Below are 24,706 nucleotides of genomic sequence, written 5' to 3'. Positions count from 1 at the left end.
GACGTCGCTATTCGTAGAGGTTCGTTTCCCGACTGCTCAGAGCGCAGCCCGAGACCGCATACATGGTCATTGTGGGTCACTCCGCACTGTCGGGCGCGGCCGACTCCCAAGGCCTGACGTGTCCGGCATCCAGATATCGAGCAGAACGAAGTCGGGCTGCCACCGCTTGGCGATCGCGATCGCTTGCTGTCCGCCATAGGCGACTTGACTCTCATTGAGTTACGAAAGGTAAGCCTACGCAAGCATTGCTATAAGGCGGGCCATTCGTTCACAGCGGCGGTGCAGACGGACTCGAGATTACTAGCGCTTGCGTTGCAGAGCGCGTTTATAGCTTGCGACGGACTGGTAAGCCGGTCGGTTCCAATGAGGCGTGTCGACGGGCATCGAGTGGCTATTCACGAGTCGTCCGGTGTCGAGCATGCAGAAGCAGTGGCCTTCGAAAGCGGCCTCTTGCGCGGCCGCGTCCCACGTTACAGTGAGGAAGTCGAAGATGGGTTCGGTGGGTTTCACGGTTGGATGAAGCAGGGCTAACTTGGCCTTTTATCGGCAAGTCATACAACACATTGAGCGGCTTACGCCATCGCCCGCGAAATGTCGGTTACGTTCGATTCCGTGCGCTCCTCAGCGGGCCTTTCTGCTGTGCGCTGAGTCTCTATCGACGCTTGCTCCTGCTCCGACTCGGCTTCGATGGTGAGCATACGCGCAACGCGTTTGAGCGTCCCATTAAGCGCCGCACGCGGGCCGAGGCGGATGGTGCCGCAATAGAAGATGTCGCCAGACACCTGGCCGTTGATCTCAAGCGAACCGCGCGCATGGACGTCGCCATCGACGCGTCCGTCGATGCGAAGATGCTCGCCTTGTGCCATGCCTTTGACGAGGCCGCCCTCGCCAATGTGTAGCAGACCCTCGGTTGAGATGATGCCGCCGTCGAGCAGGCCAAAGCACGAAATGCCGTGATCCACGACCATGTCGCCGGTGATTGCGCAACCGCGCGCGATAAGCGTGATATTGAGTTCGGTTTTCATGGTGTCGATTCCTTAAAACATTTGCACTTCGTTCGCGCCGGCGCGGTTCGCAGGTGCCGACTTCTTATTTGTTGCTGACGCGGTGTCGCCGTCGCTTACCGGCTCATCGCGCGAGTGAGAGCGGTGGCGGTAGCTGTGCGTACGGGTCGGGGCCGCGTTCGGTTGCTGCGCGTGTTCTTCAGTGGCGGGCGGGGCCGCCGGTTGCGCAGGCGTCACTGAGGTCGCGGGCTTGGTGGAAGCCTGGCTAGCCGGCTCTGTCTCGCGACGCGCTTGATGAATAGGTGATGCCGCCGCTCGTTGCTCATCGTTGGAAACCAGAGGGGTCGGCTTGGGCGCGGCCGCGCTCGTTGCGGCGCCGCTCGTCGTCCCCAACGAATTCTTGAATTGGTCGGCAGTCAGACCGATCGAGGAACCAGGAGCGATGTCCTTTCCAGTCAGCAACGGAGCGAGCGCTACCGGATGCGGCGGCTCTGCATCGATCGGGCGCGTCGCTGCTGCAACTGCCTGTGCTTGCGTTACTGGCCGTTCGCTCAGGTCCCATTGCTGCTGATTAGCCGTCTTCAAGACATGCGCAGAGGGCGCGCCCACCGACTTGTACAACGACGCCGGTCCCATACCCGCCATAGCCACGACAGCGGCAATAGCCACTGCGATGAGGCTTCGGCGAGCGACAGGCACCGTCCTAGGAAGCCGCACTCTAAGCGTCGGTGTCCTGGCGTCTGCCGTCACGTTGGCCGGTGCCGGAAGAGCAGCAATCTGTCGCGGCAGATCGATGGTCATCGAGTCAGGTGCGAACTGCGCATGCAGTCGTTGAATTTCGCGTAAGTCCATGCAGGGTCCTCCCGTCGTTGTTAGAGCGAGCAGTCCAGCGCCGCCGTGAGTTCAGGCGGAAACGCAGGGACGTTCAAGTCGAATGTCAGTGAGTTCGATCCGAGTCCGGAAGTAGCACACCCTCAGGCGCAAAGCGGTCGTTGTCCGGCATGCACAAGAAAGGGATTTGATTGATGCGTGCCTCGGCAGCCTCAAGCGCGGATTGGCGCACTTGAGGCGTCATGGTTCTCAGCATCAGCGCTTCCATCGTCTTCAGGAAAAGCTGGTCATACATCGAGAGGAGCCGCACGAGGCGGCCGGACATAGCGTGCTTGATTTCAAGCGTGACCATCTCCGGCGGAGTCGGTGCGCGTCGACCAGGAAACTTGCTAGCCCATGCGAGCGCCTTCTTCATGAACGCCTCGGCCGTGCGAAACTCCGATTCAATGGCGATCAGCTTGCCGCCGCGCGCAACGGTCATCTTTGCGGCCGCGAAGTTGAAGTCGGCTCGGAGGAATTCACGCGCGAACAATGAGTAGTAGGGCAGTTCCGTTTTTGCCAGCGTGTCGCCGTTGATGCGTGCGAGACGACTGTCGTTGGTCAGTCGGTTCAACGGACGAAGACCGCTTTGCGCAGCGCTCTCGTTGGTGAGCGTAGCGGTTCGCTTAGGGTCTTCGTCAGGCGCTTCTAGGTCGGTTGCAGCCATGGAATTTTCGGTATGTCTGTGTTCTCTCTCACATAGAATTTTCATTGATTAGGCAAGAGTCAAGCGGGCGAAAGCTATATGAATTTCGTTAGCTTTCGAGCGCACGCGTCCGCCTTTAACCCGGATACTCAACTCCATTCCCCGCGTCACCGACGCATCGACCTCGACTCCAAGCCCGGAGTCCATCTTTTTTCTGCAAGTCGTGCCCGCCTCGTGCGTTGGCATGCGCCGACCGGATAGCTACCGGTGTGGAAATCTTCCTTGTGCTGAGTGTGCTCGCTACACACTCCCCAATTTCAGCCGTGATACTCGTACCCAGTGCTGCATTCATTTGCACCGGTACATCGTTCGAACCCGGGTTTTCGGGTGTTCTCTCTCCAGAGCCTGATCTGGGTAGAACGATCGAAGTTGGCTGATCCGTGATTCCTGCGGCGGAAGTAATTCCGAAAAGGGCTGTTGCTCGGCGTGACCATGCTGCGCGAGAACGACTTTACGTTCTCTGACCGAGCGACACCGGCTTATGCCGGCCGCTCCCTGCACGCCACGTCCCCGGAAGGGACGTGGCGCGTAGGTCTCTATATCGATTTCAAGAAGCTCGCTCCCTCACGGGAGCGGGCTTTTTTTTCGCCTGTCGCTTCCTGCGGCCACACATTTCTCAACGGAGGTGCTGTTCTATGTTGTTGCCCGACCGCCTCAATCAACGTATCGCCGAGGCCATAACGCATCAAATCAATACCGAGCGCGAGCAGGCGGACACCACGTCCCCCGTTTGGCGTGAGCGGTGCGAAGTAGCTCGAGTCGCGATGTTCAGCGACGCAGAGCGCTCCGTCTTCATTTCCCATGTCAGCGAGCGTCGCGGCAGTGCGGCAGCCCGAGAGATGCAATCTCAGGCCGAATCACTGCGGACAAACGCCATCTTCTTTCTCGCAAGGAAACCATCATGAATGCAGTTGTTCAGATGTTCGATCACGCGCCGCGTAGCCTCGTTGAAGAACGAGCTATTCGCCCGCCCACGATCGGCAAGATTCGACCCGGCATCAAAGTGCTCACGCGGGCGCACCAGTCCAACGAAAAAGCCGTCAAGCTGTACAACGACATGGTGGCAGCGGGCGAGTCGTTCGAAGCCATCGGCAAGCTGCTCGAAACTTCGCTGAAGCTGCGCAACGCGCTGATTCCGCGAAACGTCGACTACTTCGTTTGCAGACGCTCAGACTTCTCCAATCCGGACACGGCCGACGAAATCCTGCGGCTGTATGGCGAAAATCGCGGGCAAGGGTTGCGGCTCTACCGTTTCCCGATCATGTTTGCGTTCGACGACTGGCTGCGCAATGTGCCAAATCAGATGGCCCTTTACACGCCTACCGGGCGACAGTACTTCTCGGAGTACGACCGCGACGGCAAGCGATATTGCAAGACGTACGCGCCGGTCGAGCGTAACGCACGCGCACAACGGGCGCGGCGATCCTTCGGTGGGCGACTGGTCGTTCACCGGCAAGACGACGACATTCCCGATGGCGTCTGTGATCCTCACATCTGTCCGCAGTATCAGGACCGCAAGTGCAACCTGACCGCAAACTTCTTGTTTGCAGTTCCCGACGTGAAGGGGCTCGGTCTAATCGAACTGCCGACCAACTCCATCTACGTGCTGCAGAAGGCGTACTCGGCGATGCAGACCGTGGCATTGGCGCGCGGCAGGCTCACCGGCACACGCTTCTGGCTCTCGAAGAAAGAGTTCGACATCACGCGGATTGACGACAACGGCCAGGCCGTGCGTCAGAAGCAGATGTTGACGGTGCTCGATGCCGACATCGACCTAGGCGCGCTACTGGATGGCGCGGACGAGGCTCAACCGGCGCTCGATGCTGCCAGTCGTGCAGTGGCGCTGTTGGAGTCGGACGGAACGGTACAGTCGATCGGCGATCCGGTCCTTCAGCCAGAGCAGCAGGCCGAAGACGCACGGATAAGCGATGGCGCATCATCGGGCATCAACGGCGCCGATGGCCACAACGACGACGCGCCGGATCACGACGAGACGCTGGAAGACAAGCGCCACCGCATGTCTGACCTGCTGCATCGTCTGGGCCTAAGTCAGCCGGAGCGACAGAACGGGTTTCGCAAGTACGCGCACCAGATGTACGGTCGCGGTTGGATCGAACGCATCGCTGATGTAGATGCGATGAATGCGCGTCTCAAGAACGCGCTCGACGATCCCTCCTCGCTCGACGTCGAAATTCAGGACGCGATTGCGCAAGCTGCTTACGTCTAACCTTAGCCAGTCCCCGAATGGGGGCTGGCATCCTTTCTTCCACGCTCGCGCATGAGAGCATTTCAGCAAGAACCGCTTGCTCAAATGTTTTCGACCGCGCTGTACCGGCGCATCGAATCCGTCCGCCTCGGCGGCCCATCTACTTGTTCACGCGAAGGAGATTCCAATGCGTAGAGTCGGCAACTTCACGCTGTTCTTCGGCGCGGAGGACGCTTTTAGTAACTGGCACCCGTGCCGCTTTACTTACCATGACGTCGATTTTGTGTCGGTGGAACAGTTCATGATGTTCTCCAAAGCGAAGCTGTTCGGCGACGAGGACATTGCACAAGCTGTCCTCGCCACACACCTCCCGAAAGAGCAAAAAGCGCTAGGCCGCAAGGTCAGGGGCTTCGACCTCGATACGTGGAAGGCGAAGCGCGAGTCGATCGTCTATGTCGGATGCCGCGAGAAGTTCGCGCAGCATCCGGGTCTGCGAACGCTGTTGCTTGCGACGGCGCCGACCGAGCTTGTCCAAGCAAGTCCTTACGACACGATATGGGGCGTGGGTCTTGGTGAGCACCATCCAGACATCACGGACAAATCGAAGTGGCGCGGCCAGAACCTTCTGGGCAAGGCGCTGATGAAAGTCCGCGACACGCTGTCAACGTAATCCCTCTCTTAGCGCGCCCTAGCGGTGCGTCGGCAAATACTGGCTACCTTCGGGTGGCCTTTTTCATTTATAGGAGGCGACCTTGAAGATCGCACATTTTTCCGACCTGCACTACGCGCCGGGCAACATCGAAGAGTCGGACCGATGCTTCGGTTTCGGCATCGACCATGCGGTGCTGGCCCATGCCGACGTGGCAGTCATCTCCGGTGATGCGACGGACCATCGTCTCGACGCACACGCGCCGTCGTTGAACCGCCTCGCACGCCGCATCAACGGTCTGAGCGGCAGCATGCCGGTCCTAATGCTGCAGGGCACGTTTTCCCATGAGCCTCCGGGCACGCTGCGCAACTTCGAACTGATGGCAACGACGCATCAGATCTATGTTGCGGAACGCGTGCAGCAGGTAAGCCTCCACGAGGGGCGGTTCTACCCCTCGGACGGCCCGGTGTTCTCGGACGACGAGCTGCGCGAGGTTCTGGCAATCGGCGCTGATGTCGTGTTCACGTGTCTGCCCACGGTCAATAAGGGGGCGCTGGCGGTCGCTGTTGGTGCTAAGGAAGCCGGGACGGGTCTTGAAGCCGTCCTGGGCGACTATCTCGCCGCAGCAGGGGGCGTCAACCAGCAGCTTCGTGCCGCAGGCATCCGGACTGTCGGGGTTTCACACGGCACGGTCAACGGTTGTACGACCGAGCACGGCGTAACGATGGCGGGGTTCGATCATGAGTTTTCGCTTGGCAGTCTGTTCGAGGCCGAATGCGATGCGTTCATGCTTGGGCACATCCATAAAGCACAGCAGTGGGAGCGAGCGGGGCGCGTTGTGGCGTATCCCGGTTCGATCGGGCGATTCCACTACGGCGAGGAAGGCGACAAGGGCTTCCTCATGTGGAATGTCGAGGTGGGAAGCGCGCAAGCTGATCTGCTCGTGACGCCCTCTCGGCAGACGATCTGCGTCGACTTTGACGGACCGCCCGACATGGAACGCCTGACGGCAATCGCGCTCGACGCGACCGACAAGTTCGTGCGAATTCGTTGGCAGGTCGACGAAGAGCACAAACAGTCAGTGGACCGCGACGCGATCGCGGCGCTGTTTGGCAACGCGGCCGAGCTGAAGGTCGAAGCTCGCATTCTTCCCGTCGTCCGGTCACGCGCCCAAGGCATCAGCCTCGAAACGTCGATTGACCGTAAGCTCGAGCGTTGGTGCGAGCACGCCGAGGTCGATCCGGCGCCCTTGCTTGACCGGCTGCAGTTGTTGGAAACCGGGGACGCGGAGGCAATCGCCGCTGGCGTGCTGGCGCGACTGACCGACGCTGACGCATTGTCGAGCATATCCGAGCCTGCGCCGGTGACGGCACACGTAGCTCGGGATAGCGATGTTGGCGACGATGCACTGCCCATGCCCGATGCGACGGTGGAAATCGTCGAGTCGGCTTCGGCAAGTCAGCTTTCGTGGCTCAACGATGATTTGTTCGCGGCTTAATTAGCAAATGAAGTAGCCGCTCATGCGAGGAGGCCAGTATGGCTCCTTCGCTTGGACACGCGAGCCGTGTTCCGATAGCCGATTTTGATCGTCGCTATCGAAACAGAGGTTTCACCGCGTCTTTGACGCATCGACTAGTAGTGGCAGGACCTTTCTCTAGCAGTTCATCTCTTCTTTCACCCTGGCGGGGAGCGATCCCTACCGGGGCCGCATTCCGCCCACCATAACGGAGTGCATCATGTTTGGTCTTTACCCCGCTGGCCCGAACTGGGTTCGCACCTTTGCGTTGGTCGACTGCTCATCGCGTGATCTTCAAAAGTCGTTGGTCGATTTGGCCGGCTTTACCGCTGCGATTCAGCATCAGCCGTTCGGTCAGCACCGCGGCGCGGTATTGGCGCAGTTCGGTCAGACGCTGTTGCTGGTCGCCACAACCCCCGGCGCGTGCGAGATCGCCGTTACGCCGACCGTTGAACTGCAGCACCTTCTCTGGTCCTACCAGGAAGGCTATGCAAGCCAGTGGTCTGCTGCAGAGATCCGCAGCCTCACCGGGCATAGCGGTTGGTCCGAGCTTCTGACGAACGCGCGTCGCGAGTTCGGCAGAGTCTGCGACAACGTGGCGGCCGCACTAGACGGAACGCTTCAAGCGCCCAAAGCAGCGGTGCAGTCTGTGCCGTCCGTCGTGATGAACGAGCCGTTTCCCAACGAGGATGACGACGCGTTCTATTCGCAGATGGCAGCGATGTCTGCATCGGTGAGCGTATCGGAGGACGTGTCATGCGGCCTCTGAAACTGACACTGGAAGGCTTCGTTGGCGTGCGCGATGGCATGAAACGCGAAAGCGTCACGCTGGATCTGGAGACGTTGCCGGATGGTTTGATCGCCTTGACCGGCCCTAACGGGGCGGGCAAGACAACGATAATGGACAACTTGCACCCGTATCCGATCATGCCGTCGCGTGCGTCGAAGCTGTCGGTCGACGCCTTCTCGTACTGGGACCACATCTGTGGCACCAGTGCCTTGAAGGAACTCGAATGGGAGCACGACGGCATTCGTTATCGCTCGTCCTTCACTTTTCGCAAGCCCGGCAAGACAGGCAAGGCGGAGTACTACCTTGCCTATCGTGGCGTCGACGGTACGTGGCGCCCAGTGTCGCTGCCTGACGGGACGGTGTCGGACGGCAAGGCGGAGTCGTATAACCGCTGTGTCGAGGCGATCAACGGTTCTCTGGAAACGTTCTTCACGAGCGTGTTCTCGGCTCAGAACCGGCGGCCGCTCGCGTCCTACGGTGCGGGCGAGATCAAGACGCTGCTGGCTGAACTCCTTGGCATCGACCACCTAAAGGCATTGTCGGCGAAGGCCGCTGATGTCGCGAAGGTGCTCGGCAAGTCGCTTGAGGGCATCCAGTCTGAGCTTGGCGCGCTAGCCGGAAAGCGGCAACGCAAAGCAGACGCTGAGCAGGCGATCGTCGCGCAGGGCAACACCTTGCGTGCCGCTCGTGAGCAACGCGATGCCGCGCTTGAGCATGCGAGCAAGCTGACTCAAGAGCGGGCGACGCTCGCGGCCAAGCAGAGCGAATCGGCCACGACCGAGGCGCGCCTGCGAGAGCTGGGCGTGCGTCGCGACGAGTTGGGGCGTGCCCTGAAAAGCGCGGCCGACGACGAACAAGCGGCAGCGGTTCGCTGTCAGCAGCGAGTTTCCGTGTTGAGTCGAACCGTGGCCACGCACCAAGCAACGCTGGCTCGCCGCGAGGCGATCCTCGGTGCGGCGGCGAAGCGCGAGGAGGCCGAGTTGGCAATTGCGCGTGAGGAAGCGAGGTTTGCTCCTTTGCAGCGCGACATTGCCGATTTAGAGGTCAAACGCGCGACGTTGACGACGCTCGATGCAACGCTTACGAGCTTGATGAGCCAAGGCACGACGAAGGCCGCGCACTTCGACACGTTGAGCAAACAGGCTTCGGTGGCGGAGCAGGTACCGTGTGTCGGTCATTCGATGCACGCGCAATGTCCGCTGCTCGCGCAAGCCTTTCAAGCGAAAGAGCAAGCGGAGGTGCAGCGTGTTTCGGTGGCGAATCTTCGCGCGGAGTATCGCGAGAAGAAAGCGCAAGCCGAAGCCTTGGCGCTCGTGCCGGCTGAGTTGGCGGCGAAGCGTGTTGAGATGCTCGCCATCACCGATGCGGCCGCGCAGTTGCGCCGTGCCTTGCAGGCGGCGGCAGAGCTTGCCGCCACTAAGCCATTGCTGGATGCAGCCGTGTCGGGACTTGAAGCGGCGCAAGCTGAGTTGCGAACGATCACTGAGGAAAGTGCTGCACGTACCGCCAAGTACCAGTCTGAGAAGACGCGTATGGAAGCGGAGCTTGCTCGCATTGCCGAGGAGGTCGGGCGATTGGCCGCCGTCGATGTGACAGCCGCGATTGCGAAGCTTGACCGCGACATCGCAGCAAACCGGGAGACCGTCGCGGCATTGGACGGTCGGATCGAGCAATCGATCCGCGCGCAGAGTGTGTTGCAGGCCGAAGCCGAAGCGCTGGCGCTGGAGTTGGAGAAGTTCTCGGCCACGCAGTCGCGTGCCGATCGCCTCTCCGATGAAATTGCTCATTGGAAGCCGCTGGCTAAGGGCTTGGGCAACGACGGCGTGATCGCGTTGACCATCGATGACGCGGGTCCGGCGCTGACGCATACCGTCAACGAGCTGCTGCTCGCTTGCTACGGTATGCGCTTCACGGTGGAGATCCGCACGCAGCGCACGCTCGCGAGCGGTGAACTGCGTGAGGGCTTCGAGATCCTCGTTCACGACGCCGAGTCCGACAGCAGCAAGTCGGTCTCCGTCATGTCCGGCGGTCAGAAGGTCTGGATCAACGAGTGTCTCACGCGCGGCATCGCGCTCTATCTCGCGCAGAACACCGGTCAGCCGTATCAGACCTTGTTCAGCGACGAGTCAGACGGCCCGCTCGATCCCGAGCGCAAAGTGCAGTTCATGCGAATGAAGCGGGAGGTGTTGCGCCACGGTGGGTATCAGCGGGAGTTTTTCATCTCGCAGACGCCCGACCTCGTCGCAGAGGCCGACGCAGTCATCGACGTGCAGGCGCTTGCCGCCTGATTTGTTGTCAACCCTTGTGGGGAGTCGCCCCACAAGGGGCGCTTCTCGTCTTTCCGACCCTTCTCTCGCGCCTTGCGGCGCTATCCCTATGGCAAACCTTCTCATGCTGCTGCTCGCGGCAGCCGGCAGTCCGTCTCACTCGAATGCGGTGCCTCACCAGCCGCCTGCGCAGCAAGCTGCACCGGCTACTGCTCAGTCGCAGCCGCCGCGTCCGCGGTACCTGCGTCGTGCGGCTGCGTTCGATACCGGCCGTTTGCGTCGCATCTGACAACGGCTCTACTTCTTTTACCTTTTGACTGGAGCCTTCCATGACCTATTCCTGCACCGATTTCGTCGACGACGTCCTTAACGACATGGTGATCCGAAACTGGATCAAGCCCGAGCAGTACGGGCCTGACGACCCGCAAGCCCAGTGCGATGCCGTGTTGGGCGCGATCGGCGATGCCGACGTTTCGCTTCGTCTGGCCGCTGACGCGAAGCAGTTTCATGCCGAACTGCTGGATGCCGTCGAAACGCTAACCGCCATCGCCGAGCAGCACGGCGCGCTTGCACTCGCGAATGTCGTCTATCTCCAGACGGCCTTTTTGAAGGGCGGGGTGATCGAGCTCACACGCGATGAGGCGGAGTCACTCTCGTTTGTCAGAGAGCTCCCCTCGGGCGGTCGCTGGTGGCAGAGCGTCAAGCTGATCGAGTAAGCGGCACAAACGCTGTTCAATTTCTTTTCTCAACCCTTGCGGGCAAGCGACCCGCTGGGGTCGCTCCGCGTTCGTTCTGTGGAGTGTTTTATGTTTGAAGCAGCGAAGCTGGGCGCATCACCGGAGCAGTTTGCCAACCTCGAAGCGGCGATCGGTTACATCGCCGGCACCGCGACGCACGCGGGCGAAGTTCGCCCTTGGATCCGGAACGTCGAGACGAAAGTGTTCTTGGTGATCGGCGGCAGAGTGCAACCCCAAAACGGGGTGCGCCAATGACGCCGCCGTGGTTGGAGCAATACGCCAGTGGCCAACTGCTGCTTGAGCCGGGTGCCGCACTCTTTGTGCATCAGGTTGAAGCCAACGCCAGACTTGCTCTCGGTGGCCGTGTAGACCTTCACCGGCACGGAGACGAGACCGAAACTCAGCGTCATTGAAGCGATCGAGCGGGCAGCCATAGGAAACCTCTCGCGTAGGCTATCTGGCCGGCCACAGTCGATGCCGCTCTTGGCGGCGCATCCCAGTCACGCGGCAAGGCCAACGGGCGTTTTGCGCAAAACGGGTGCCACGCCTTTATGCCAGGTTGTGACAACGGGGAAGGCGGGCGCCGATCCGCCTCCGTGTATATTTTCGACAACGGAGGGCGAAAAAGTGTGCACGAGCTACGAGTCTAATCCGAAAGATGCGTTCGACGTCTTCAGTCTGTTTCCGGTGCCGAACTTCGACTACAAGCCGGAAATCTACAAGGACTATGCTGCGCCGATCTTTCGCCGGATCGACGGTGAGTATTTGACTGACGCCGCGACGTTCGGCATGGTCCCGCGCAAATTCATCCCGCAGGGGGTGAAAGCGTTCGACACGATGAACGCGCGGTCGGAGTCGGTCGGGCAGAAGACGAGTTTTCGCACGGCGTGGAACAAGCTGCAACTCGCCCTGATCCCCTGCCGCCGGTTCTACGAGCCAGACTACGAGACGGGCAAGGCAGTGCGCTGGCGCATCGGCATGGCCGATGGCGCTCCGCTCGCGATCGCTGGGTTGTGGCGGGAATGGAAAGATCCTGCCGACGGCTCAACGAGCCTGTCGATGACCATGTTGACGGTCAACGCCGAAGATCACCCGTTGATGAAGCGTTTCCACAGGCCCGGATCGGAGAAAAGATCGGTGGTCATCATCCCGCAGACCGGATACGAGGACTGGTTGTCTTGCAAAAGCACGGACGAAGCGCGGTCCTTCCTGCAGCTTTATCCGGCCGACGCGATGCACGCGGAGCCCTTTCCTCTGCCGCCCCGAACGGCAAAGCCGAAGGCAACGCCTAACGTTGACTTGGCGCAAGCATCTCTTCTTGCGGACGACGGCGGCTGATCGAGGGCAGAGATACCGGTCTGGACAACAGGAGAAAGGCGATGCCTACTTATCGCGGCATATGTTCGGCCGGAAGCCGGTTCTAACGGCGTCGGCATGCTGCTGACGACGCAAGAGCATTCCACTTTGACCGACGACGAACTGATGGTGGTCGCCCGTCAGGTGGCGGCCGCCAACGACGTGGAAGGGGGAAATTGTCATCGGCGGCTGGAGGGAGTAATGCAACAGAGGCGTCGCATCGTCGATTGCACGTGAAGCAGTTAGGCGGGCGTGCGTTTGACGGTGATGCGGTACTCTGCGCCGCGGCTGTCGGTCGCAATGGCGGTCGCAGCGTTGAGCGGGACCGTTGTGTCAACGTGCTGCTGCCAGCCCGAATCATCTAAATCAATGACGACATGCGCCGTATTGTCGGAATTGAGCGCAACGACATTAGCCACTAGCGTGAATTGGCGGTGTCCGTCGCTGCTCTGCTGGATTCTCCAACGGCCGATCAAATCCTTAGTGGCATATGACGCTTCGAGAGCTTTGGCCTCGTTGTATTTTTCGACATTGACAGTGGCCAGAGGCGCGATCGCATCCTGCCACTTGGCGTTGGCGCAAATGACTGATCGATGCGATGCGGCATCGCCGAGCGCGCCATTGTTCTCGTCGGGGCATTTTGCGCCCATGACCTGCTGAGCATGCGCGGTTCCGAGCGTCGCAAGAATCGCCCATACTGATGCAAGCAGGTTTGCTTTGTTCATTTCGATTTATTTCCCGTAAACGAGATCCCGGCTCTGTGGCCCGCGACCAACGCACTCGCGGATGTCGATGTCGAGGCCACACCAACCGACGCGGGCCGCTCGCAGCATCGTTTGCTAGTCGAATTCCGGGTCAACGATGTAGCCGCCACCGCGGCCAGCAACTGCGATCGGGCGCGCGCGAAGCGAATACTTGAATGTCTGCCACGTAATCCTTCGACGTAGCAGAAGTCGCCCGACGTTGAATGCGTAACGGACGATCACGCTCATCCCAGAATGGCGACCGACGTGAAGCTCCTGCCCCAGCGACGGCCCCATGTCGTTTCTCAGGCCCGGCTGCCGAGCGCGCGCTCGATCTTACGATCGGTCTTGTACTGGCCGAGTGCGAAAACGGACCAGATAGCGGCGGGGATCCAGCCGATCAGCGTGATCTGCAGAAGCAGGCAGATGATTCCGGCGATCGGACGGCCGATCGTGAAAAACTGGAGCCACGGGATGATGATGGCGAGAAAGAGGCGCATGTTGAATTCCTTGATGGTTCGATGAGACCGCCGGTATAACGGCTCAACTAAGCAAATCCTTAACGGGGCGGGAGTGCGTCTTGCCTTCCGCCCCAACTTGATCAGTTGACGACAAGAGCGCCGCCGTTCCCCAGGCCGCCCTTGACGTTCTGCGCGCGGTACTGTCGAACTGCGCCAACGAGGTTGTTGAGCGAGTCGGTGAATGCGGCTACGACGACCTTGCCCTGCGCGGTCCGTGCGTAGGCACCGCCGCCCGCAGCGCCTGCGCCACCCAAGCCGCCGGCGAACACGCCGGAGAGCATGCCGAAGTCGACGTTGCGCGCCGAACCTTCGGCGGCCGCCAGTTGCACGCTGGAGCGGTTGTCGACGAGCGTCAGCATGGTCGACGCTTCCTGCGCCTTCATCGTGCCAGCGGCACCGGCGAGCACATATGAATTGCGTTCATCTGGTTAGATATTATGGAATGCGATGTAGTGTGGGCTATAGCATCGGCAAGGCGTACTGTGTGAGCGTTCCCGTCCGCATCATCCGCAACACGTAACGCACGCAATGGAGCAGGCGCCCCGTCACCGACAGGACGCCCGCGTAGGCGCGATCGAACGCCGTGCTTACTCCGCGTTTCTTGCGCTAGGACGGATCGACACAGCTGAAGCTATCGGCCGAATTCACATCGCCCGTGCCGTTGTATCTGCTGACTTTCGGCCACGGGCACAAAGGCATGGTCCGTTCAACAGCGCCGGTCGGGGAGTTGTTCCCGTACTTGGTCGCAATAAGCTGGTCGGGCACGCGACCTTTCTCGACCCACGACTGCGCGGCGGCCAAAAGGTCATGAGTAGGATCGTCTGGCGCAATCGGAAATCCTGGATTAAGGTTACCGAAAACGTTCGGGCCGACGCCATTGCGGCAATGATCCATTCCCGGTGCGGTGAACAGCTTCATAAATTTATCGGACTGGCCTGGCATGTGGTTCTCGACACTTTGGCGGTAGGCAATCGCAGCTCCCGGCACCTGAATGCCATCGGCGAGTCCTTGAAAAACGATGAGCTTTCCGCCATGCGCCGCGAATGCGGTGAGGTCAGGATTCGATGCATCCACTGCGAAGTCTAGGGTGTTGTGCATCACATCAACGTCGCTAGCCCAGTTAAAGCTTCTCCAGTCCCAGTTGACCCCCCATACCCACTGAAATGGAAAGGGGAAGGGCGGCGCCGAGGTCGGCGTAGTCGCCGCAGTCGAGAAATCGAGTTCGGTACCGGGCAGATATCCATAGGACAGTTGTGCGCCTGTCACAGGATTGGTGGGTCCCGCGTAAATCTTGCGCAGTGCACTGACCTGCCCGGCTGTTAGGCAATCAGCCGCGTCGGCGGACTTGCACTGAAGCACCGCTGGATCGACCTTGCACATGTCCGGCCGGCCGATGACGCCGTCCTTCAGTCCATCCAGCTCGTCGCAAGCGCTCATGACATGGTCGGCCCAGAGCTTGCGCTTAGCGACCGTGAGATTGCTCGTCGGGTCTTGCTGGGTCGCGGCCCACGCCCACTGGTAAGAAAGATGCGCGGGGACGCGAGCCGCACCCGGTGCGCCAGCCACGATGCCGTCGTAGTCCTCCGGATACTGTTGTGCCTCGTGCATGCCCTGACCGCCCCCGGTGGAGCATCCGAACCAGTAGGAATAGGCGGGAGCCTTCGTATAAAAACGGTTGACGAGCGTCTTCGACATGGTGGTCATCAGGTGGGTCGCGCGATGACCGAAGTCGACAATCGTCTCCACATGGCCGACCATGCTTGCGACCCCTGCCGATGTGCCGAGGTCGGTATTCGCGACTGCAAACCCGCGGCGCAATCCATTGGCTAGGGCTTCATAGTCGATGGTCCCGCCGAGGCCCCCGTTTCCTGTGCCGAGGTATTTACCGTTCCACGCGGCCGGAAGCCACAGTTCCACCTTGATGTTCGAGTCGGACGCCGGCTTGATCGTGGCGGCAACTCTGCAGAAGGCCGGCAGGCCTTTGATGGTCTCGCCCGTAGGCGGCGCGAAATCGCCTGGTGGCATGTCCTTCGTAAGGGTGAAGGTTGTGTCGGCTATCGTTGTGGAAGAGAGATCAGAACAGCTCGGCGTGGCTGTGTGGCTCGTCACCGGCGCGGTGTCAGTATCGCCGCCGCATCCGGCTGTGAACAAGGCAGCTGACACAACGACCGCTGGCGCCAGTGCGGACGGCGAAAGCAGGACGTTGCCCTCTTTTTTTTTGAGCATTGCGTATCTCCGGAGACAATGAGTCGGTCTAAGAACTGAACAGCGCGGACGCCGAACCAATCAGCAAGCTTGTTGCTTGACTACCGCTTCGTGCGAAGTGCGAAGCTGCGAGCAGTTGTTTCCTTGGGGCTGACATTGGGGTGCTCTTGCGATGTATGGCCGTCGCATCGCGGCTTGCAGTCAGTGGCACATCTGCGCGCGCGAACGAAAGTGTCGACGCATTCGCGCGCCAGCGCCAATCCGCCGAAATGGGCCATCAATATCAGCTGGACGGATGCAATTCGTCGCGCGCCGTCCGACAATGCACGCGACACGTTCGCTAGGCCATCCGCCCATGAGCACGGGCTGTCGCGCTTATCTCCCCGCCCGGCGAGGTAACGCGGGACTTGCACGGACTAGTCAGAAGCGGCTCGGTTGCTGCGTCGAAGGAAGTTGGTGATCAGACGGGTGGGTATGCTTCGTTTTGATGCGGCCCATCAGAAGGACCTTCACGGGAAGGTGGCTGCAGGAGCACACCGCGTCGCTTCGCGCTCAGCGCATGAAGAGTCCGCCGTTGATATCCCAGCACGCGCCGTTGGCAAAGTAGGCATCGGTGGAAGCGAGCAGCACGGCGACATCAGCTATATAGCTCGCGGAGCCTAGGCGGCCTACCGGAATGCCCGCAATCACCTCATGCAGTTTCTGCGCCGGTACGCTTTCGTGCACGACAGCCAGATCGAGCGGACCCGGCGATATTGCGTTGACGGTCACACCATGCGCGGCGAGATCGCGCGCAAAAGTTTTAGTGAGCGTGATGGCGCCGCCTTTCGCAGCGGCATAGTGCGCACCGGTAGCAGAGCCGCCGTTCTGTCCCGCGAGCGAGGCAATGTTCACGATGCGTCCGGCACCTTGCGTCGCAAAGTGCTGCCCGAATACCTGACAGCCGAAGAGCACGCTGCGCAGATTAACGTCCATCACCTCGTCGAATTGGTCGGCGGTGATGTCCATTGCAGGCACGACTTTCGATGCGCCCGCATTGTTCACGAGCACGTCGATCGCACCCCAGCGGTCGAGCAGCGCATCGCGTGCTGCCTCGAAATCTGCCTTCTTCGTTACGTCGAGCTTCACCGCGAATGCGCTCGCTGCGTCGCTGCTCAGTTCGAGCGCGAGCCTTTGTGCGGCATCGACAGCAATATCGGCCAGCGCGACGTTGTAACCGGCATGATGAAAGCGGCGCGTCACTGCTTCGCCCAGCCCGCGCGCAGCGCCGGTCACGAGCACGACTCTCTTCGTCATGGTGCCGGCTCCTTCAATCCGCATTGCAGGCAAGCATCGCTTCGATGTATGCGGCGACGGCGCAAACCGTCTCGTCGTCGCCGCGTCGGCCGACAATCTGCAGTCCCGCCTTAAGCGACGTCCGGTCGATCGGGACCGGTAACGTCAGCGCCGGATGCCCGCTCAGGTTGAACGGCCGAATCAGCGACGACATTGCGATCACCGACGTGCCCGCTCTCGCGGCCTCGATCGTGATCGGCAGCGACGGCAGCGTCGGTAGAATGAGGACGTCCGAGTCTTCCAGCACGCGGTCGACTCGGTCCGTGAAGACGCGACGGATGCGCTCGGCTGCAACGAGCTCCGAGGCCTCCGTGTTCGCGGCGGCGCTCAAGCGAGCCATGATGTCCGGACCGAGTTGGCCGCTACGGACGAGATGACCGAACGCATGCCACGTCTCGGCGTTGATGACAGCAAGCCCGGCCGTGAAGGCGTCACGCAGGGATTTGAGTTGTACGACACGCGACGCCAGTCCGCTGCGTGCGACGGCCGCCGTCACCGCATCGCGGATTTCGCCGTCGGCTTCGACTTCGGGCAGCGCGACGCGCAGTCCGGTGACGTCACGGCGTGCACGGCCGCCCTGGAATGACGCATCGATTGCGAGCATCACGTCGACGATGCTGTTCATGTCGCGTGCAAAAGGGCCGACACAGTCGAGCGATGTCTGGCGCGGCGCGACGCCTTCACGCAACACGCGTCCGAACGTTGGCTTCAGTCCGATGACGCCGCAGCATGCGGCAGGGCAGCGCACCGAACCGCCGGTGTCGGTGCCGAGGGCCGCATCGACGAGCTTCAATCCTACCGCCGATGCCGAGCCGCTCGACGAACCGCCGGGAATACGAGCCGGGTCTTGCGGGTTGACGGGCGTCCCACTGAAGTCGTTGATTCCTGTCATGCCGAACGCGAGTTCGTGCATGTTCGCCTTGCCGGTAATGCGCCAGCCAGCATCGAGGAGACGCTGCACGACTTCCGCGTGCCGCGGCGCGGGCGGCGCATCGGCAAGCGCGCGGCTCGCCGCGGTCGTCGGATAGCCGGCCACGTCGATGCTGTCCTTGATTGCGATGGTCGGCGCATTCGCGGCGGCGTGCGAAGCGAGATCGAACATCCGCAGAAAGGCACTCATGCTCGGACTCCTTGCGCGGGGTTCACCTGCCAGGGCGCGTCGAAAATGCGCTCCGTGCGGAAGTGACGAATCAACCAGACGTCTTCTCTGTGCGGCGAAGGATTGAAGTCCACTTCGAGCCGCGCCGCAATGAGTTCGGCTTTCGCATCGACATAGCCGGATGCCTGCAACATGATCCAGCGGCCTTTCGCGATGTCGCCTTGCACTTCGATATGCTCGTTCGTGAGAAAGTGGAGGTTCGTCGCAAAGTGCGGCGTGGGCGGCAGGTAACGTTGCAGCATCGTGACGATAGCGCCCGTCCCCTCCAAGCGGCCGAACTTGTCCGCATACCGGGGACCGATGCCTTCCCACACGGCATCTTCGCTAAAAAGCGCCGCCAGCGATTCACCGTCCAGTGCGCGAGCCGGCACATCGCAGAGCGCCATGTATCGGGCAATGGTCTTGCGAACCGCGTTGTGCGCTTCAAGCAGGCGCAAGCGCAGTTGCAGACTCTCAATGGTCGTGTGCGTCATGACTCACGCCTTGTCGGTAACGGCGGACGGAACCGTGAGCGCGCGCCCGACGCGCGCTTCGATTTTGCCGTAGCGCCAAAGGTTGTATTCGCCCACGGGCGTCGTGCGATACAGATTGCAGACCGCAACGGCGGCGTCGAAGTCGGCGACGTCGGCCATGATGTAGAAGGTCCACGGTGCCCCTTCGGCGTTGCCGACGACAAGCCGGTCGTCATCCATGACACCCAACACTCGTACGTTTTCCATTGCTTCGATGGCGCTGAGCATGTTGCCGTACGCCTGCCATACATCGCCGATTTGCTCACGCGGCAAGTCGAAGAAATTCTGAGTGACTCCGCAGCAAAAGAGCACACGCAGCGGCAGGCTTCGAGTATCGTTCGTCATCTTGTTTCCCTTCGAGCCTAACAACAGGTCCGGCGTACGGATCGCGGAAGAATGGGCCCGACTTCGACTTAGCGGCCCAGCGCGCGCGCGGTCTTGCCGCCCAAGCCGAAATCGGTATTGGGAATGTCTTTGATCATGACGCGCGTGGACTGCAAGGGCACATCGAGGACAGAGGCGCTGATCTCTGACAGATGCCTGATCAACGCTTCTTTCTGCGTCTCCGTGCGGCCCGCAATCAAGATTGCGATGATGACCGGCAACGCAGCGGGCGTTGGCTTTCCGCCCAGCCCGATGTCCGAGGCCGGCAACTCCGACAGCAGAATGCGCACCGACTCCGCGGGCGCGCCGATGGCGTCGACGGTCGCTTGAGTCAGACCCTGGATAAGCGATGCCTTGCGATCGTCGGAGTGACCTTGAGGCAGATAGACTTCGAGTGTCGGCATGGTCGGATAGGGATGGAAAGTCAAAGCAGGAAGCCGATGGCGCTCAGTGCTTCGGTCGAGTTGATCAGGCGGATAACTTTCTCGACGAGCAGCGGCTGGCCGTTGGCCATGCTGATCTTATGCGTCAGATCCGCGGCGAAGATCGTCGACACGCCGCGCTTGTACGCAATGATGATCTGCGAGGACTTCACTTCGACGAGGTCCGCGCTATCCGAAGACCGCGTGAAGCGCGACACGGTGCGCACCGTACGCGCGGCGTCGGCGGCGGACGCCGAATAGCCGGACGCCATGCGCTGCACACGCAAATCGCGCATGTGCTGGTCGTCGAATGCGTAATTCAGTGTCGCTTCGTAGTCGGTCGTATCGGGGTCGATAGGCACCACGTAGATGCCATTGGGGTCCCACATTTCGAGCCACGCGCGGTAATCGCGCCGGTCCAGAAGTTCGGCTTCGCGCCAGATGAATTCGATAGCGCGGGCGAAGGTCTGGTCAGAGAGAAGTGCGTTACGGTCGTCCATCATGCTTGCTCCATCATTGCGCGCCATTGTCTATAGGCTTCGCGCATGCCGGTTTCGTCGGTGGCGTGCGCGGTTTTCTCGCCGTTCGGCGCGGTCGTTTCGCGATTCAGCCCCCGGTTCACCAGGATAGGTACGTCGGGGCCTGCGTATGAGCCGCGCTGCACGCGTTCCCATGCTTCGGCATCATCGGGGCTGCCGAAACCGAACGGGCCCTGGAAGTGCTCGTGCATGCGCAAGCGCGCACGATTGGCTTCTTCGGGGCCGCCGTCCATCCCTAGTGCGACGTGGCGGATTTCTGTTTCCACCGCGGAAATGGGGCGCAGCACGCGGAAGAAGGCCATCGACAACGCGAGGTTCGGAAACAGATTCAGGTTGAAGCCGACGCCCATCAGCGAACGCACGACGCGGCGCACTTCTTCCGCCGTGTGTTTTTCTGCAAGCTGCGCGGCGAGTTCATTGAAACGTTCGGGCAGCGGCGCACCGTCGTCCTGATGGAGATCGACGAGTTCCGGCATGAGTACGGCCAGGCTGTGACCGTTGCCGAGGGAGCGGCAAAACGCCTGGTCGCTCGTCATGAAGCTCGTGATCGCGGCGGCCGTTTCATCGTCGATAGACTTCATCCAGGACTTATGCACAACGGGAAAGTGATACAGGTCCGTCGTGTTTTCGAGCTGAATCTTCCAGTTGCCCTTGAACGTGAACTTATGCTCGCCGTTCGCCTTGATCGGATAGCCCGCGCCTTGCTTCATGAACAGGTCTATCCATGGTTTCGCACCGCCGAGAAAGTCTTCGAGCGACTCGATGTCTTCGTTGAAGCTCGCGAAAATCAGGCCCTGATAGACGCCCACGCGCAGCTTCTTGAGCGGCAAATCGCCTTTCTCGCATACGCCTTCATAGCCGTCGCCGTAGGGCAGCGCGCGCAGCGTGCCGTCGAGCGCGTATGACCAGCTGTGGTACGGGCACGTGAAGCCTTTCGCATTGCCCTTGTGCTCTTCGCACACGGTCGCGCCGCGATGACGGCAGCGATTCTGAAGTACGTTCACGGCTCCCGTTTTGTCCCGCACGACGATGACCGGCTGGCGGCCGATGGTCGTCGTGACGAAGTCGCCGGGCTTCGGCAACTCGCTGTCGTGAGCGACCCACACCCACGTCTTGTAGAAGATGCGTTCGAGTTCTTCCTCGAAGAGCTGCGGATCGTAGTAGAGCGAAGGCGCAATGCGATCGGACTGCGCGCGCTTCGCAAGCGCGCTCGTGTCGATGGTTTGATAGGTCGGCGTACTCATCGTATTCCTGGGGAGAAGTTGAGTGGCTGTTTGAGCGACTAACACGAGCCTGGCCGTGCACTCGGCGCATCCTCTCGTTGACATCAGTCTCGCTTTTCGAAGATCATGCGTCAAATCGATTAAAAACGGATCGCTCAATCAGTGCGGCCGATATCTGGAACTGCCTGCCATGACCTCCATCGACCACATCGATCTCAATCTCCTGCGCGTTTTCCAGGCCATCGTCGAGGAACGCAGCCTGACGCGCGCAGGCGAGCGGCTCGCGCTCTCTCAACCGGCGGTCAGTTATTCGCTCGGGCGGCTGCGCACCTTGTTCGACGACACGCTGTTCATCCGCACGCGGGCGGGCATGCAGCCCACGCCGGTCGCGCTTGAGCTGGCCGAAATCGTCGGACGCGCGCTCGATACCGTGCGGCAGGCCTTGCGTTATGCCGAACGGTTCGACCCGGCGACGAGCACGCGAACATTTCGCCTGTCGCTGTCGGATGCGGGGGAGATGGCCTATCTCCCAGCCATCTGCGCCGCGTTACACGACGCTGCGCCGCGCGCGAAGCTGGTCGTCGAGCCATTGCCCATTGAAGAGATAGAGGAGGCGTTGCGCTCGAGTCGGCTGGATTTTGCGATCGGCAACTTGCCGTCGCTGATGCCGCGCACGCGCCATTGCGTGCTCTTCGAGGAATCGTATGTGTGCATGACGCGCGAACGCGACGATCTACCCGAAGGCAAGAAGCTCAAACTCGAGCATTTTCTTGCTGCTTCCCACGTCCAGGTTCGCTCGATCGAGCACAGCCATGACGCGCTGGACGACGCGCTGCGCGGACAAGGCGTCGGGCGCAATATCGCAATGGCGCTACCGCATTTCGTGGCGGTGCCCGGCGTGCTGGCTGCAACGGACCTGTTCGCTACGCTGCCGGAAAAGCTCGCGCGTATCCTCAATCGAGCCGACGCTTTCCGCATCTATGCGATGCCGGTGCCGCTGCCGAGAGTGGCCGTGACCATGCACTGGCACGAGCACTTCCACGAAGACGAAGGCCTCGCGTGGATGCGCAGCCTCATGACCGACACCCTCGCGAGCTTCAAGAAGATGTGATCGCGCTCAGAGGTCGAGCACGAGCACAGGTGAGCGAGAACGCGAGACGCAGCAGCAGATTACGGTATTGCTCGCGCGTTCTGCTTTGCTCAGGCAGTGATCGCGATGTTCGGGTTCGCCGCTCACGACGTCGACCATGCATGTACCGCACACGCCTTCGCCGCACGACGAATCGACTTCGATGCCGATCGCAGCGAGCGCGTCGACGATCGACGTACTCTTGTCCACGCGAACCGTTTGTCCGCTGCTTGCGAGCTGCACCTCGAAGCTGTCGAGCGACGTTTCGGCCGCCACGGCGGGCTCGCCCTTGAATCGCTCGAGATGAATCGCATCCGCAGGCAGGCGGGCTTGCGCCGTCTCCACGACAGCATCCATGAAGGCGTTCGGGCCGCATGTGTAGACATGCGCGTCAGGACCGGCATCGCTGATACATTCGGCGAGCTTGCTACGCTGTTGATTCCGCTCGACGCCGAAATGCAGTTTCACGTGCGCACTGAACGGTGCGCGCGTCAGCAGCGTCATGAAAGCCGCGTGCGCCTCGCTGCGCGCGAAGTAATGCAGCGTGAAGCGCGCATCGCTCGCAAGGAGCCGATAGGCCATCGACAGCAATGGCGTGATGCCGATGCCCGCGGCAATCAGAATGTGCTCGCTTGCCGACGGGTCGAGCTGGAAGAGATTGCGCGGCGCGCCGACGGCCAGTTCGGTGCCCACGGTCACTTCTTCGTGAAGCGAACGAGAACCGCCGCGCGACTGCTCTTCCTTCTTCACCGCGAAGATCTGCGTCTCGAGACAGGCGGGATCGCCGCAAAGCGAATACTGACGTGTCACGCCCGAAGGACTGGTGACGTCGATATGCGCGCCCGGCTCGTAAGGTTCGAACGGCGCGCCGTCGATTCTGGAGACGCTGAACGACCGCACGCCATGCGCTTCCTCGCGCAACGCGTCGACTCGGACTTTCACGGTGTGAGCCTGCATGATCGCCTTCCTTTCGAGATGTTTTCCGAAACCATGCGTCGATGGTAGTCTCGGCCGTCGAATAAGCAAAATAGGCTAAAAATCGTGGGTCGCATCAACGTGACTGATGACGCGTTTCGCGCGTGAAGCGCAGTGTGACGACCGTGACAAGACTCAGCACGATGAGGAACACGGCGACAGGCCAGGACGCGTGATAGTGCGACAGCAGTGCAGTCGCGAGCAGCGGCGACAGACCGCCTGCGAAAATCGAGGCCACTTCATGCCCGAGCGCGACGCCGGAGTAGCGCACTTCCGTGCTGAACAACTCGCCGACGAGCGCGGGCAAGGTGCCGATCATCGCGCCGTGACAGACGGCAGTGCCGAGCACCAGTGCGAGCCAGATGAGCGGGGTCGCGTGCGTGTCGAGCAGCCAGAAGAACGGGAAGGCCATCACCGCAAGCGAAGCGGCGCCGATCATGTACACAGGCTTGCGTCCGATGCGATCGGAGAGCTTGCCCCACAGCACCATCGCGATCATTTCGACGATCATGGCAAGCATGACGCCGGTGAGCATCGTCGAATTGGGGATGCCGACGAACTTGCCGTACACGAGCGAAAACGCGAGGAAGATGTAGGCGCCGCCATTTTCCGCGACACGCAGGCCCATCGCCACCAGGATTTCCTTCGGATGACGCTTGATGGCTTCGAGCACCGGGATGTGCGATGTCTTGCCCGATTTCTCCGCGTTCTCGAAGTCGCGGCTCTCCGGCAGGCTGTGACGAATGTAGACGCCGAGCGCAAAAATCACGATGCTCGCGAGAAAGGGCAGACGCCATCCCCAGGAGATGAACTGCTCGTGCGGCAACGCCTGCACTGCGAGAAACGCCGCGGAGGACAGCACGAAACCGCCGCCCACGCCGAGCTGACTCCACGCGGCGTAATAGCCGCGCTTCTCGGGCGGCGCGTTCTCGCTGATCATCAATACACCACCGCCCCATTCGCCGCCGGACGCAATGCCCTGCAGCAGGCGAAGTGCAACGAGCGCGACCGGCGCCCAAAGACCGACGTGATCGTAAGTCGGCAACAGGCCGATGCCGAAGGTCGCGAAACCCATGATGAGCAGGGTCCAGACGAGCGACGCACGCCGACCGTAACGGTCGCCTATATGGCCAAACACGATACCGCCAAGCGGCCGTGCGACAAAGCCCATCGCGAAGGCCGCGAACGCGCCGAGCGTGCCGATCAGCGGATCGTCGTTGGCGGGGAAAAACAATTTTCCAAACACCAGTGCGGCGGCCGTGCCGTAGACGAAGAAGTCGTACCACTCCATCGCGTTGCCCGCGACCGACGCGATGACGATACGCCTAAGAGTGCGATCCGGCATTGCTGCGCTGGTTTCGGCGGTCGAGGTATGAACTGTTGCCATGTCTGCTCGCATTGAATGAGATGGACTGCGGCCTTCTCAAGGCTTCGCATGACAAACAGTGTCGAGGCGAG

General features: G+C 61.1%; 27 protein-coding genes and 1 pseudogene. 11 read left to right on the top strand and 17 right to left on the bottom strand.

The window, feature by feature from the left end; genetic code table 11:
• Positions 1–572 precede the first annotated feature (572 nt).
• The 3 genes from NCT32_RS31880 to NCT32_RS31870 all read right to left on the bottom strand — a co-directional run bounded on the left by NCT32_RS31880 (position 573) and on the right by NCT32_RS31870 (position 2,541).
• Positions 573–1,025 carry a polymer-forming cytoskeletal protein gene (locus NCT32_RS31880; protein WP_250491181.1) on the bottom strand — a complete coding sequence of 151 codons (453 nt, stop codon included), beginning with the start codon at positions 1,023–1,025 and terminating at the stop codon, positions 573–575.
• A gap of 12 nt (positions 1,026–1,037) precedes the next feature.
• Positions 1,038–1,856, bottom strand: a complete 819-nt coding sequence (locus NCT32_RS31875; RefSeq protein ID WP_250491180.1) for a hypothetical protein — start codon at positions 1,854–1,856, stop codon at positions 1,038–1,040.
• 85 nt (positions 1,857–1,941) lie between these two features.
• Positions 1,942–2,541, bottom strand: a complete 600-nt coding sequence (locus tag NCT32_RS31870; protein ID WP_250491179.1) for a DUF1845 domain-containing protein — start codon at positions 2,539–2,541, stop codon at positions 1,942–1,944.
• 677 nt (positions 2,542–3,218) lie between these two features.
• On the opposite strand from NCT32_RS31870, the gene NCT32_RS31865 reads away from it, so the two are divergent.
• The 8 genes from NCT32_RS31865 (at position 3,219) to NCT32_RS31830 (ending at position 11,000) form a co-directional block, all read left to right on the top strand.
• Positions 3,219–3,485: a hypothetical protein gene (locus tag NCT32_RS31865; protein WP_061168064.1), complete on the top strand. Its 267-nt coding sequence runs from the start codon at positions 3,219–3,221 to the stop codon at positions 3,483–3,485.
• On the top strand, positions 3,482–4,807 hold the full coding sequence (locus NCT32_RS31860; RefSeq protein WP_250491199.1) for a hypothetical protein: 1,326 nt from the start codon (positions 3,482–3,484) through the stop codon (positions 4,805–4,807). The genes NCT32_RS31865 and NCT32_RS31860 overlap by 4 nt, the downstream gene beginning before the upstream one ends.
• 166 nt (positions 4,808–4,973) lie before the next feature.
• A complete protein-coding gene (locus tag NCT32_RS31855) occupies positions 4,974–5,456 on the top strand; it encodes an NADAR family protein (RefSeq protein WP_250491178.1) in 483 nt (160 codons plus the stop codon).
• Between the two features lie 82 nt (positions 5,457–5,538).
• Positions 5,539–6,933, top strand: coding sequence for a metallophosphatase family protein (locus tag NCT32_RS31850; RefSeq protein WP_077161723.1), 1,395 nt, complete (start codon positions 5,539–5,541; stop codon positions 6,931–6,933).
• Positions 6,934–7,171: 238 nt separating this feature from the next.
• Positions 7,172–7,720, top strand: a complete 549-nt coding sequence (locus tag NCT32_RS31845) for a hypothetical protein (RefSeq protein WP_250491177.1) — start codon at positions 7,172–7,174, stop codon at positions 7,718–7,720.
• Complete coding sequence (locus tag NCT32_RS31840) at positions 7,708–10,029, top strand: SMC family ATPase (protein WP_250491176.1); 2,322 nt, start codon at positions 7,708–7,710, stop codon at positions 10,027–10,029. Before NCT32_RS31845 ends, NCT32_RS31840 begins: the two co-directional genes overlap by 13 nt.
• 308 nt (positions 10,030–10,337) lie before the next feature.
• Positions 10,338–10,724, top strand: coding sequence for a hypothetical protein (locus NCT32_RS31835; protein ID WP_250491175.1), 387 nt, complete (start codon positions 10,338–10,340; stop codon positions 10,722–10,724).
• Between the two features lie 90 nt (positions 10,725–10,814).
• On the top strand, positions 10,815–11,000 hold the full coding sequence (locus tag NCT32_RS31830) for a hypothetical protein (protein WP_250487088.1): 186 nt from the start codon (positions 10,815–10,817) through the stop codon (positions 10,998–11,000).
• Between the two features lie 35 nt (positions 11,001–11,035).
• Here the strand turns inward: NCT32_RS31830 and NCT32_RS31825 are convergent.
• Positions 11,036–11,179 (bottom strand): annotated as a pseudogene (locus NCT32_RS31825) (Ku protein); the annotation flags it as partial.
• A gap of 193 nt (positions 11,180–11,372) precedes the next feature.
• On the opposite strand from NCT32_RS31825, the gene NCT32_RS31820 reads away from it, so the two are divergent.
• On the top strand, positions 11,373–12,083 hold the full coding sequence (locus tag NCT32_RS31820) for an SOS response-associated peptidase (RefSeq protein WP_250491174.1): 711 nt from the start codon (positions 11,373–11,375) through the stop codon (positions 12,081–12,083).
• Positions 12,084–12,179: 96 nt separating this feature from the next.
• Positions 12,180–12,338: a hypothetical protein gene (locus NCT32_RS31815; protein WP_159462575.1), complete on the top strand. Its 159-nt coding sequence runs from the start codon at positions 12,180–12,182 to the stop codon at positions 12,336–12,338.
• Positions 12,339–12,343: 5 nt separating this feature from the next.
• Here the strand turns inward: NCT32_RS31815 and NCT32_RS31810 are convergent, their stop codons facing one another.
• From NCT32_RS31810 to NCT32_RS31760, 11 genes are all read right to left on the bottom strand, one after another.
• Positions 12,344–12,826 carry a hypothetical protein gene (locus tag NCT32_RS31810; RefSeq protein WP_250491173.1) on the bottom strand — a complete coding sequence of 161 codons (483 nt, stop codon included), beginning with the start codon at positions 12,824–12,826 and terminating at the stop codon, positions 12,344–12,346.
• 323 nt (positions 12,827–13,149) lie between these two features.
• Entirely contained in the window at positions 13,150–13,344 is a 195-nt protein-coding gene (locus NCT32_RS31805; protein WP_239295530.1) for a YqaE/Pmp3 family membrane protein, read from the bottom strand.
• Positions 13,345–13,445: 101 nt separating this feature from the next.
• Complete coding sequence (locus tag NCT32_RS31800; protein ID WP_250491172.1) at positions 13,446–13,724, bottom strand: hypothetical protein; 279 nt, start codon at positions 13,722–13,724, stop codon at positions 13,446–13,448.
• Positions 13,725–13,971: 247 nt separating this feature from the next.
• Positions 13,972–15,591 (bottom strand): tannase/feruloyl esterase family alpha/beta hydrolase, encoded by a 1,620-nt coding sequence (locus NCT32_RS31795; protein WP_250491171.1) that lies wholly within the window; start codon positions 15,589–15,591, stop codon positions 13,972–13,974.
• A 531-nt stretch (positions 15,592–16,122) separates the two neighbouring features.
• Positions 16,123–16,866: an SDR family NAD(P)-dependent oxidoreductase gene (locus NCT32_RS31790; protein WP_250491170.1), complete on the bottom strand. Its 744-nt coding sequence runs from the start codon at positions 16,864–16,866 to the stop codon at positions 16,123–16,125.
• 13 nt (positions 16,867–16,879) lie between these two features.
• Complete coding sequence (locus tag NCT32_RS31785; RefSeq protein WP_250491169.1) at positions 16,880–18,025, bottom strand: amidase; 1,146 nt, start codon at positions 18,023–18,025, stop codon at positions 16,880–16,882.
• Positions 18,022–18,537: a nuclear transport factor 2 family protein gene (locus tag NCT32_RS31780; RefSeq protein WP_250491168.1), complete on the bottom strand. Its 516-nt coding sequence runs from the start codon at positions 18,535–18,537 to the stop codon at positions 18,022–18,024. The genes NCT32_RS31785 and NCT32_RS31780 overlap by 4 nt, the downstream gene beginning before the upstream one ends.
• A 3-nt stretch (positions 18,538–18,540) precedes the next feature.
• Positions 18,541–18,921 carry a hypothetical protein gene (locus tag NCT32_RS31775; RefSeq protein WP_250491167.1) on the bottom strand — a complete coding sequence of 127 codons (381 nt, stop codon included), beginning with the start codon at positions 18,919–18,921 and terminating at the stop codon, positions 18,541–18,543.
• Between the two features lie 68 nt (positions 18,922–18,989).
• Complete coding sequence (locus tag NCT32_RS31770) at positions 18,990–19,364, bottom strand: tautomerase family protein (protein WP_250491198.1); 375 nt, start codon at positions 19,362–19,364, stop codon at positions 18,990–18,992.
• A 20-nt stretch (positions 19,365–19,384) separates the two neighbouring features.
• The gene (locus tag NCT32_RS31765; RefSeq protein ID WP_250491166.1) at positions 19,385–19,885 is read right to left on the bottom strand and encodes an aromatic-ring-hydroxylating dioxygenase subunit beta; all 501 of its coding nucleotides are present in this window, start codon (positions 19,883–19,885) and stop codon (positions 19,385–19,387) included.
• Entirely contained in the window at positions 19,882–21,165 is a 1,284-nt protein-coding gene (locus NCT32_RS31760) for a Rieske 2Fe-2S domain-containing protein (protein WP_250491165.1), read from the bottom strand. Before NCT32_RS31760 ends, NCT32_RS31765 begins: the two co-directional genes overlap by 4 nt.
• A 169-nt stretch (positions 21,166–21,334) precedes the next feature.
• On the opposite strand from NCT32_RS31760, the gene NCT32_RS31755 reads away from it, so the two are divergent.
• On the top strand, positions 21,335–22,255 hold the full coding sequence (locus NCT32_RS31755; protein ID WP_250491164.1) for a LysR family transcriptional regulator: 921 nt from the start codon (positions 21,335–21,337) through the stop codon (positions 22,253–22,255).
• 6 nt (positions 22,256–22,261) lie between these two features.
• Here NCT32_RS31755 and NCT32_RS31750 read toward each other — a convergent pair whose 3' ends face one another.
• Both NCT32_RS31750 and NCT32_RS31745 read right to left on the bottom strand, forming a co-directional pair.
• Positions 22,262–23,230: a PDR/VanB family oxidoreductase gene (locus tag NCT32_RS31750; protein WP_250491163.1), complete on the bottom strand. Its 969-nt coding sequence runs from the start codon at positions 23,228–23,230 to the stop codon at positions 22,262–22,264.
• A 94-nt stretch (positions 23,231–23,324) separates the two neighbouring features.
• Positions 23,325–24,635, bottom strand: a complete 1,311-nt coding sequence (locus NCT32_RS31745; RefSeq protein WP_250491162.1) for an MFS transporter — start codon at positions 24,633–24,635, stop codon at positions 23,325–23,327.
• Between the last annotated feature and the right edge of the window lie 71 nt (positions 24,636–24,706).

The sequence above is a fragment of the Caballeronia sp. INML2 genome (assembly GCF_023631365.1).
Classification (GTDB): domain Bacteria; phylum Pseudomonadota; class Gammaproteobacteria; order Burkholderiales; family Burkholderiaceae; genus Caballeronia; species Caballeronia turbans.
The sequence above is the reverse complement of the archived record's forward strand: the minus strand, read 5'-3'. Positions and strand labels throughout refer to the sequence as shown.

Excerpts from the sequence above, each read along its gene's own strand:
- NCT32_RS31795 (WP_250491171.1), bottom strand. The coding sequence starts at position 15,591 with ATGCTCAAAAAAAAAGAGGGCAACGTCCTGCTTTCGCCGTCCGCACTG.
- NCT32_RS31810 (WP_250491173.1), bottom strand. The coding sequence starts at position 12,826 with ATGAACAAAGCAAACCTGCTTGCATCAGTATGGGCGATTCTTGCGACG.
- NCT32_RS31840 (WP_250491176.1), top strand. The coding sequence starts at position 7,708 with ATGCGGCCTCTGAAACTGACACTGGAAGGCTTCGTTGGCGTGCGCGAT.
- NCT32_RS31815 (WP_159462575.1), top strand. The coding sequence starts at position 12,180 with ATGCTGCTGACGACGCAAGAGCATTCCACTTTGACCGACGACGAACTG.
- NCT32_RS31800 (WP_250491172.1), bottom strand. The coding sequence starts at position 13,724 with ATGCTGACGCTCGTCGACAACCGCTCCAGCGTGCAACTGGCGGCCGCC.
- NCT32_RS31760 (WP_250491165.1), bottom strand. The coding sequence starts at position 21,165 with ATGAGTACGCCGACCTATCAAACCATCGACACGAGCGCGCTTGCGAAG.
- NCT32_RS31860 (WP_250491199.1), top strand. The coding sequence starts at position 3,482 with ATGAATGCAGTTGTTCAGATGTTCGATCACGCGCCGCGTAGCCTCGTT.
- NCT32_RS31870 (WP_250491179.1), bottom strand. The coding sequence starts at position 2,541 with ATGGCTGCAACCGACCTAGAAGCGCCTGACGAAGACCCTAAGCGAACC.
- NCT32_RS31755 (WP_250491164.1), top strand. The coding sequence starts at position 21,335 with ATGACCTCCATCGACCACATCGATCTCAATCTCCTGCGCGTTTTCCAG.
- NCT32_RS31745 (WP_250491162.1), bottom strand. The coding sequence starts at position 24,635 with ATGGCAACAGTTCATACCTCGACCGCCGAAACCAGCGCAGCAATGCCG.
- NCT32_RS31790 (WP_250491170.1), bottom strand. The coding sequence starts at position 16,866 with ATGACGAAGAGAGTCGTGCTCGTGACCGGCGCTGCGCGCGGGCTGGGC.
- NCT32_RS31830 (WP_250487088.1), top strand. The coding sequence starts at position 10,815 with ATGTTTGAAGCAGCGAAGCTGGGCGCATCACCGGAGCAGTTTGCCAAC.
- NCT32_RS31750 (WP_250491163.1), bottom strand. The coding sequence starts at position 23,230 with ATGCAGGCTCACACCGTGAAAGTCCGAGTCGACGCGTTGCGCGAGGAA.
- NCT32_RS31765 (WP_250491166.1), bottom strand. The coding sequence starts at position 19,885 with ATGATGGACGACCGTAACGCACTTCTCTCTGACCAGACCTTCGCCCGC.
- NCT32_RS31855 (WP_250491178.1), top strand. The coding sequence starts at position 4,974 with ATGCGTAGAGTCGGCAACTTCACGCTGTTCTTCGGCGCGGAGGACGCT.
- NCT32_RS31780 (WP_250491168.1), bottom strand. The coding sequence starts at position 18,537 with ATGACGCACACGACCATTGAGAGTCTGCAACTGCGCTTGCGCCTGCTT.
- NCT32_RS31845 (WP_250491177.1), top strand. The coding sequence starts at position 7,172 with ATGTTTGGTCTTTACCCCGCTGGCCCGAACTGGGTTCGCACCTTTGCG.
- NCT32_RS31785 (WP_250491169.1), bottom strand. The coding sequence starts at position 18,025 with ATGAGTGCCTTTCTGCGGATGTTCGATCTCGCTTCGCACGCCGCCGCG.
- NCT32_RS31775 (WP_250491167.1), bottom strand. The coding sequence starts at position 18,921 with ATGACGAACGATACTCGAAGCCTGCCGCTGCGTGTGCTCTTTTGCTGC.
- NCT32_RS31805 (WP_239295530.1), bottom strand. The coding sequence starts at position 13,344 with ATGCGCCTCTTTCTCGCCATCATCATCCCGTGGCTCCAGTTTTTCACG.
- NCT32_RS31770 (WP_250491198.1), bottom strand. The coding sequence starts at position 19,364 with ATGCCGACACTCGAAGTCTATCTGCCTCAAGGTCACTCCGACGATCGC.
- NCT32_RS31875 (WP_250491180.1), bottom strand. The coding sequence starts at position 1,856 with ATGGACTTACGCGAAATTCAACGACTGCATGCGCAGTTCGCACCTGAC.
- NCT32_RS31835 (WP_250491175.1), top strand. The coding sequence starts at position 10,338 with ATGACCTATTCCTGCACCGATTTCGTCGACGACGTCCTTAACGACATG.
- NCT32_RS31880 (WP_250491181.1), bottom strand. The coding sequence starts at position 1,025 with ATGAAAACCGAACTCAATATCACGCTTATCGCGCGCGGTTGCGCAATC.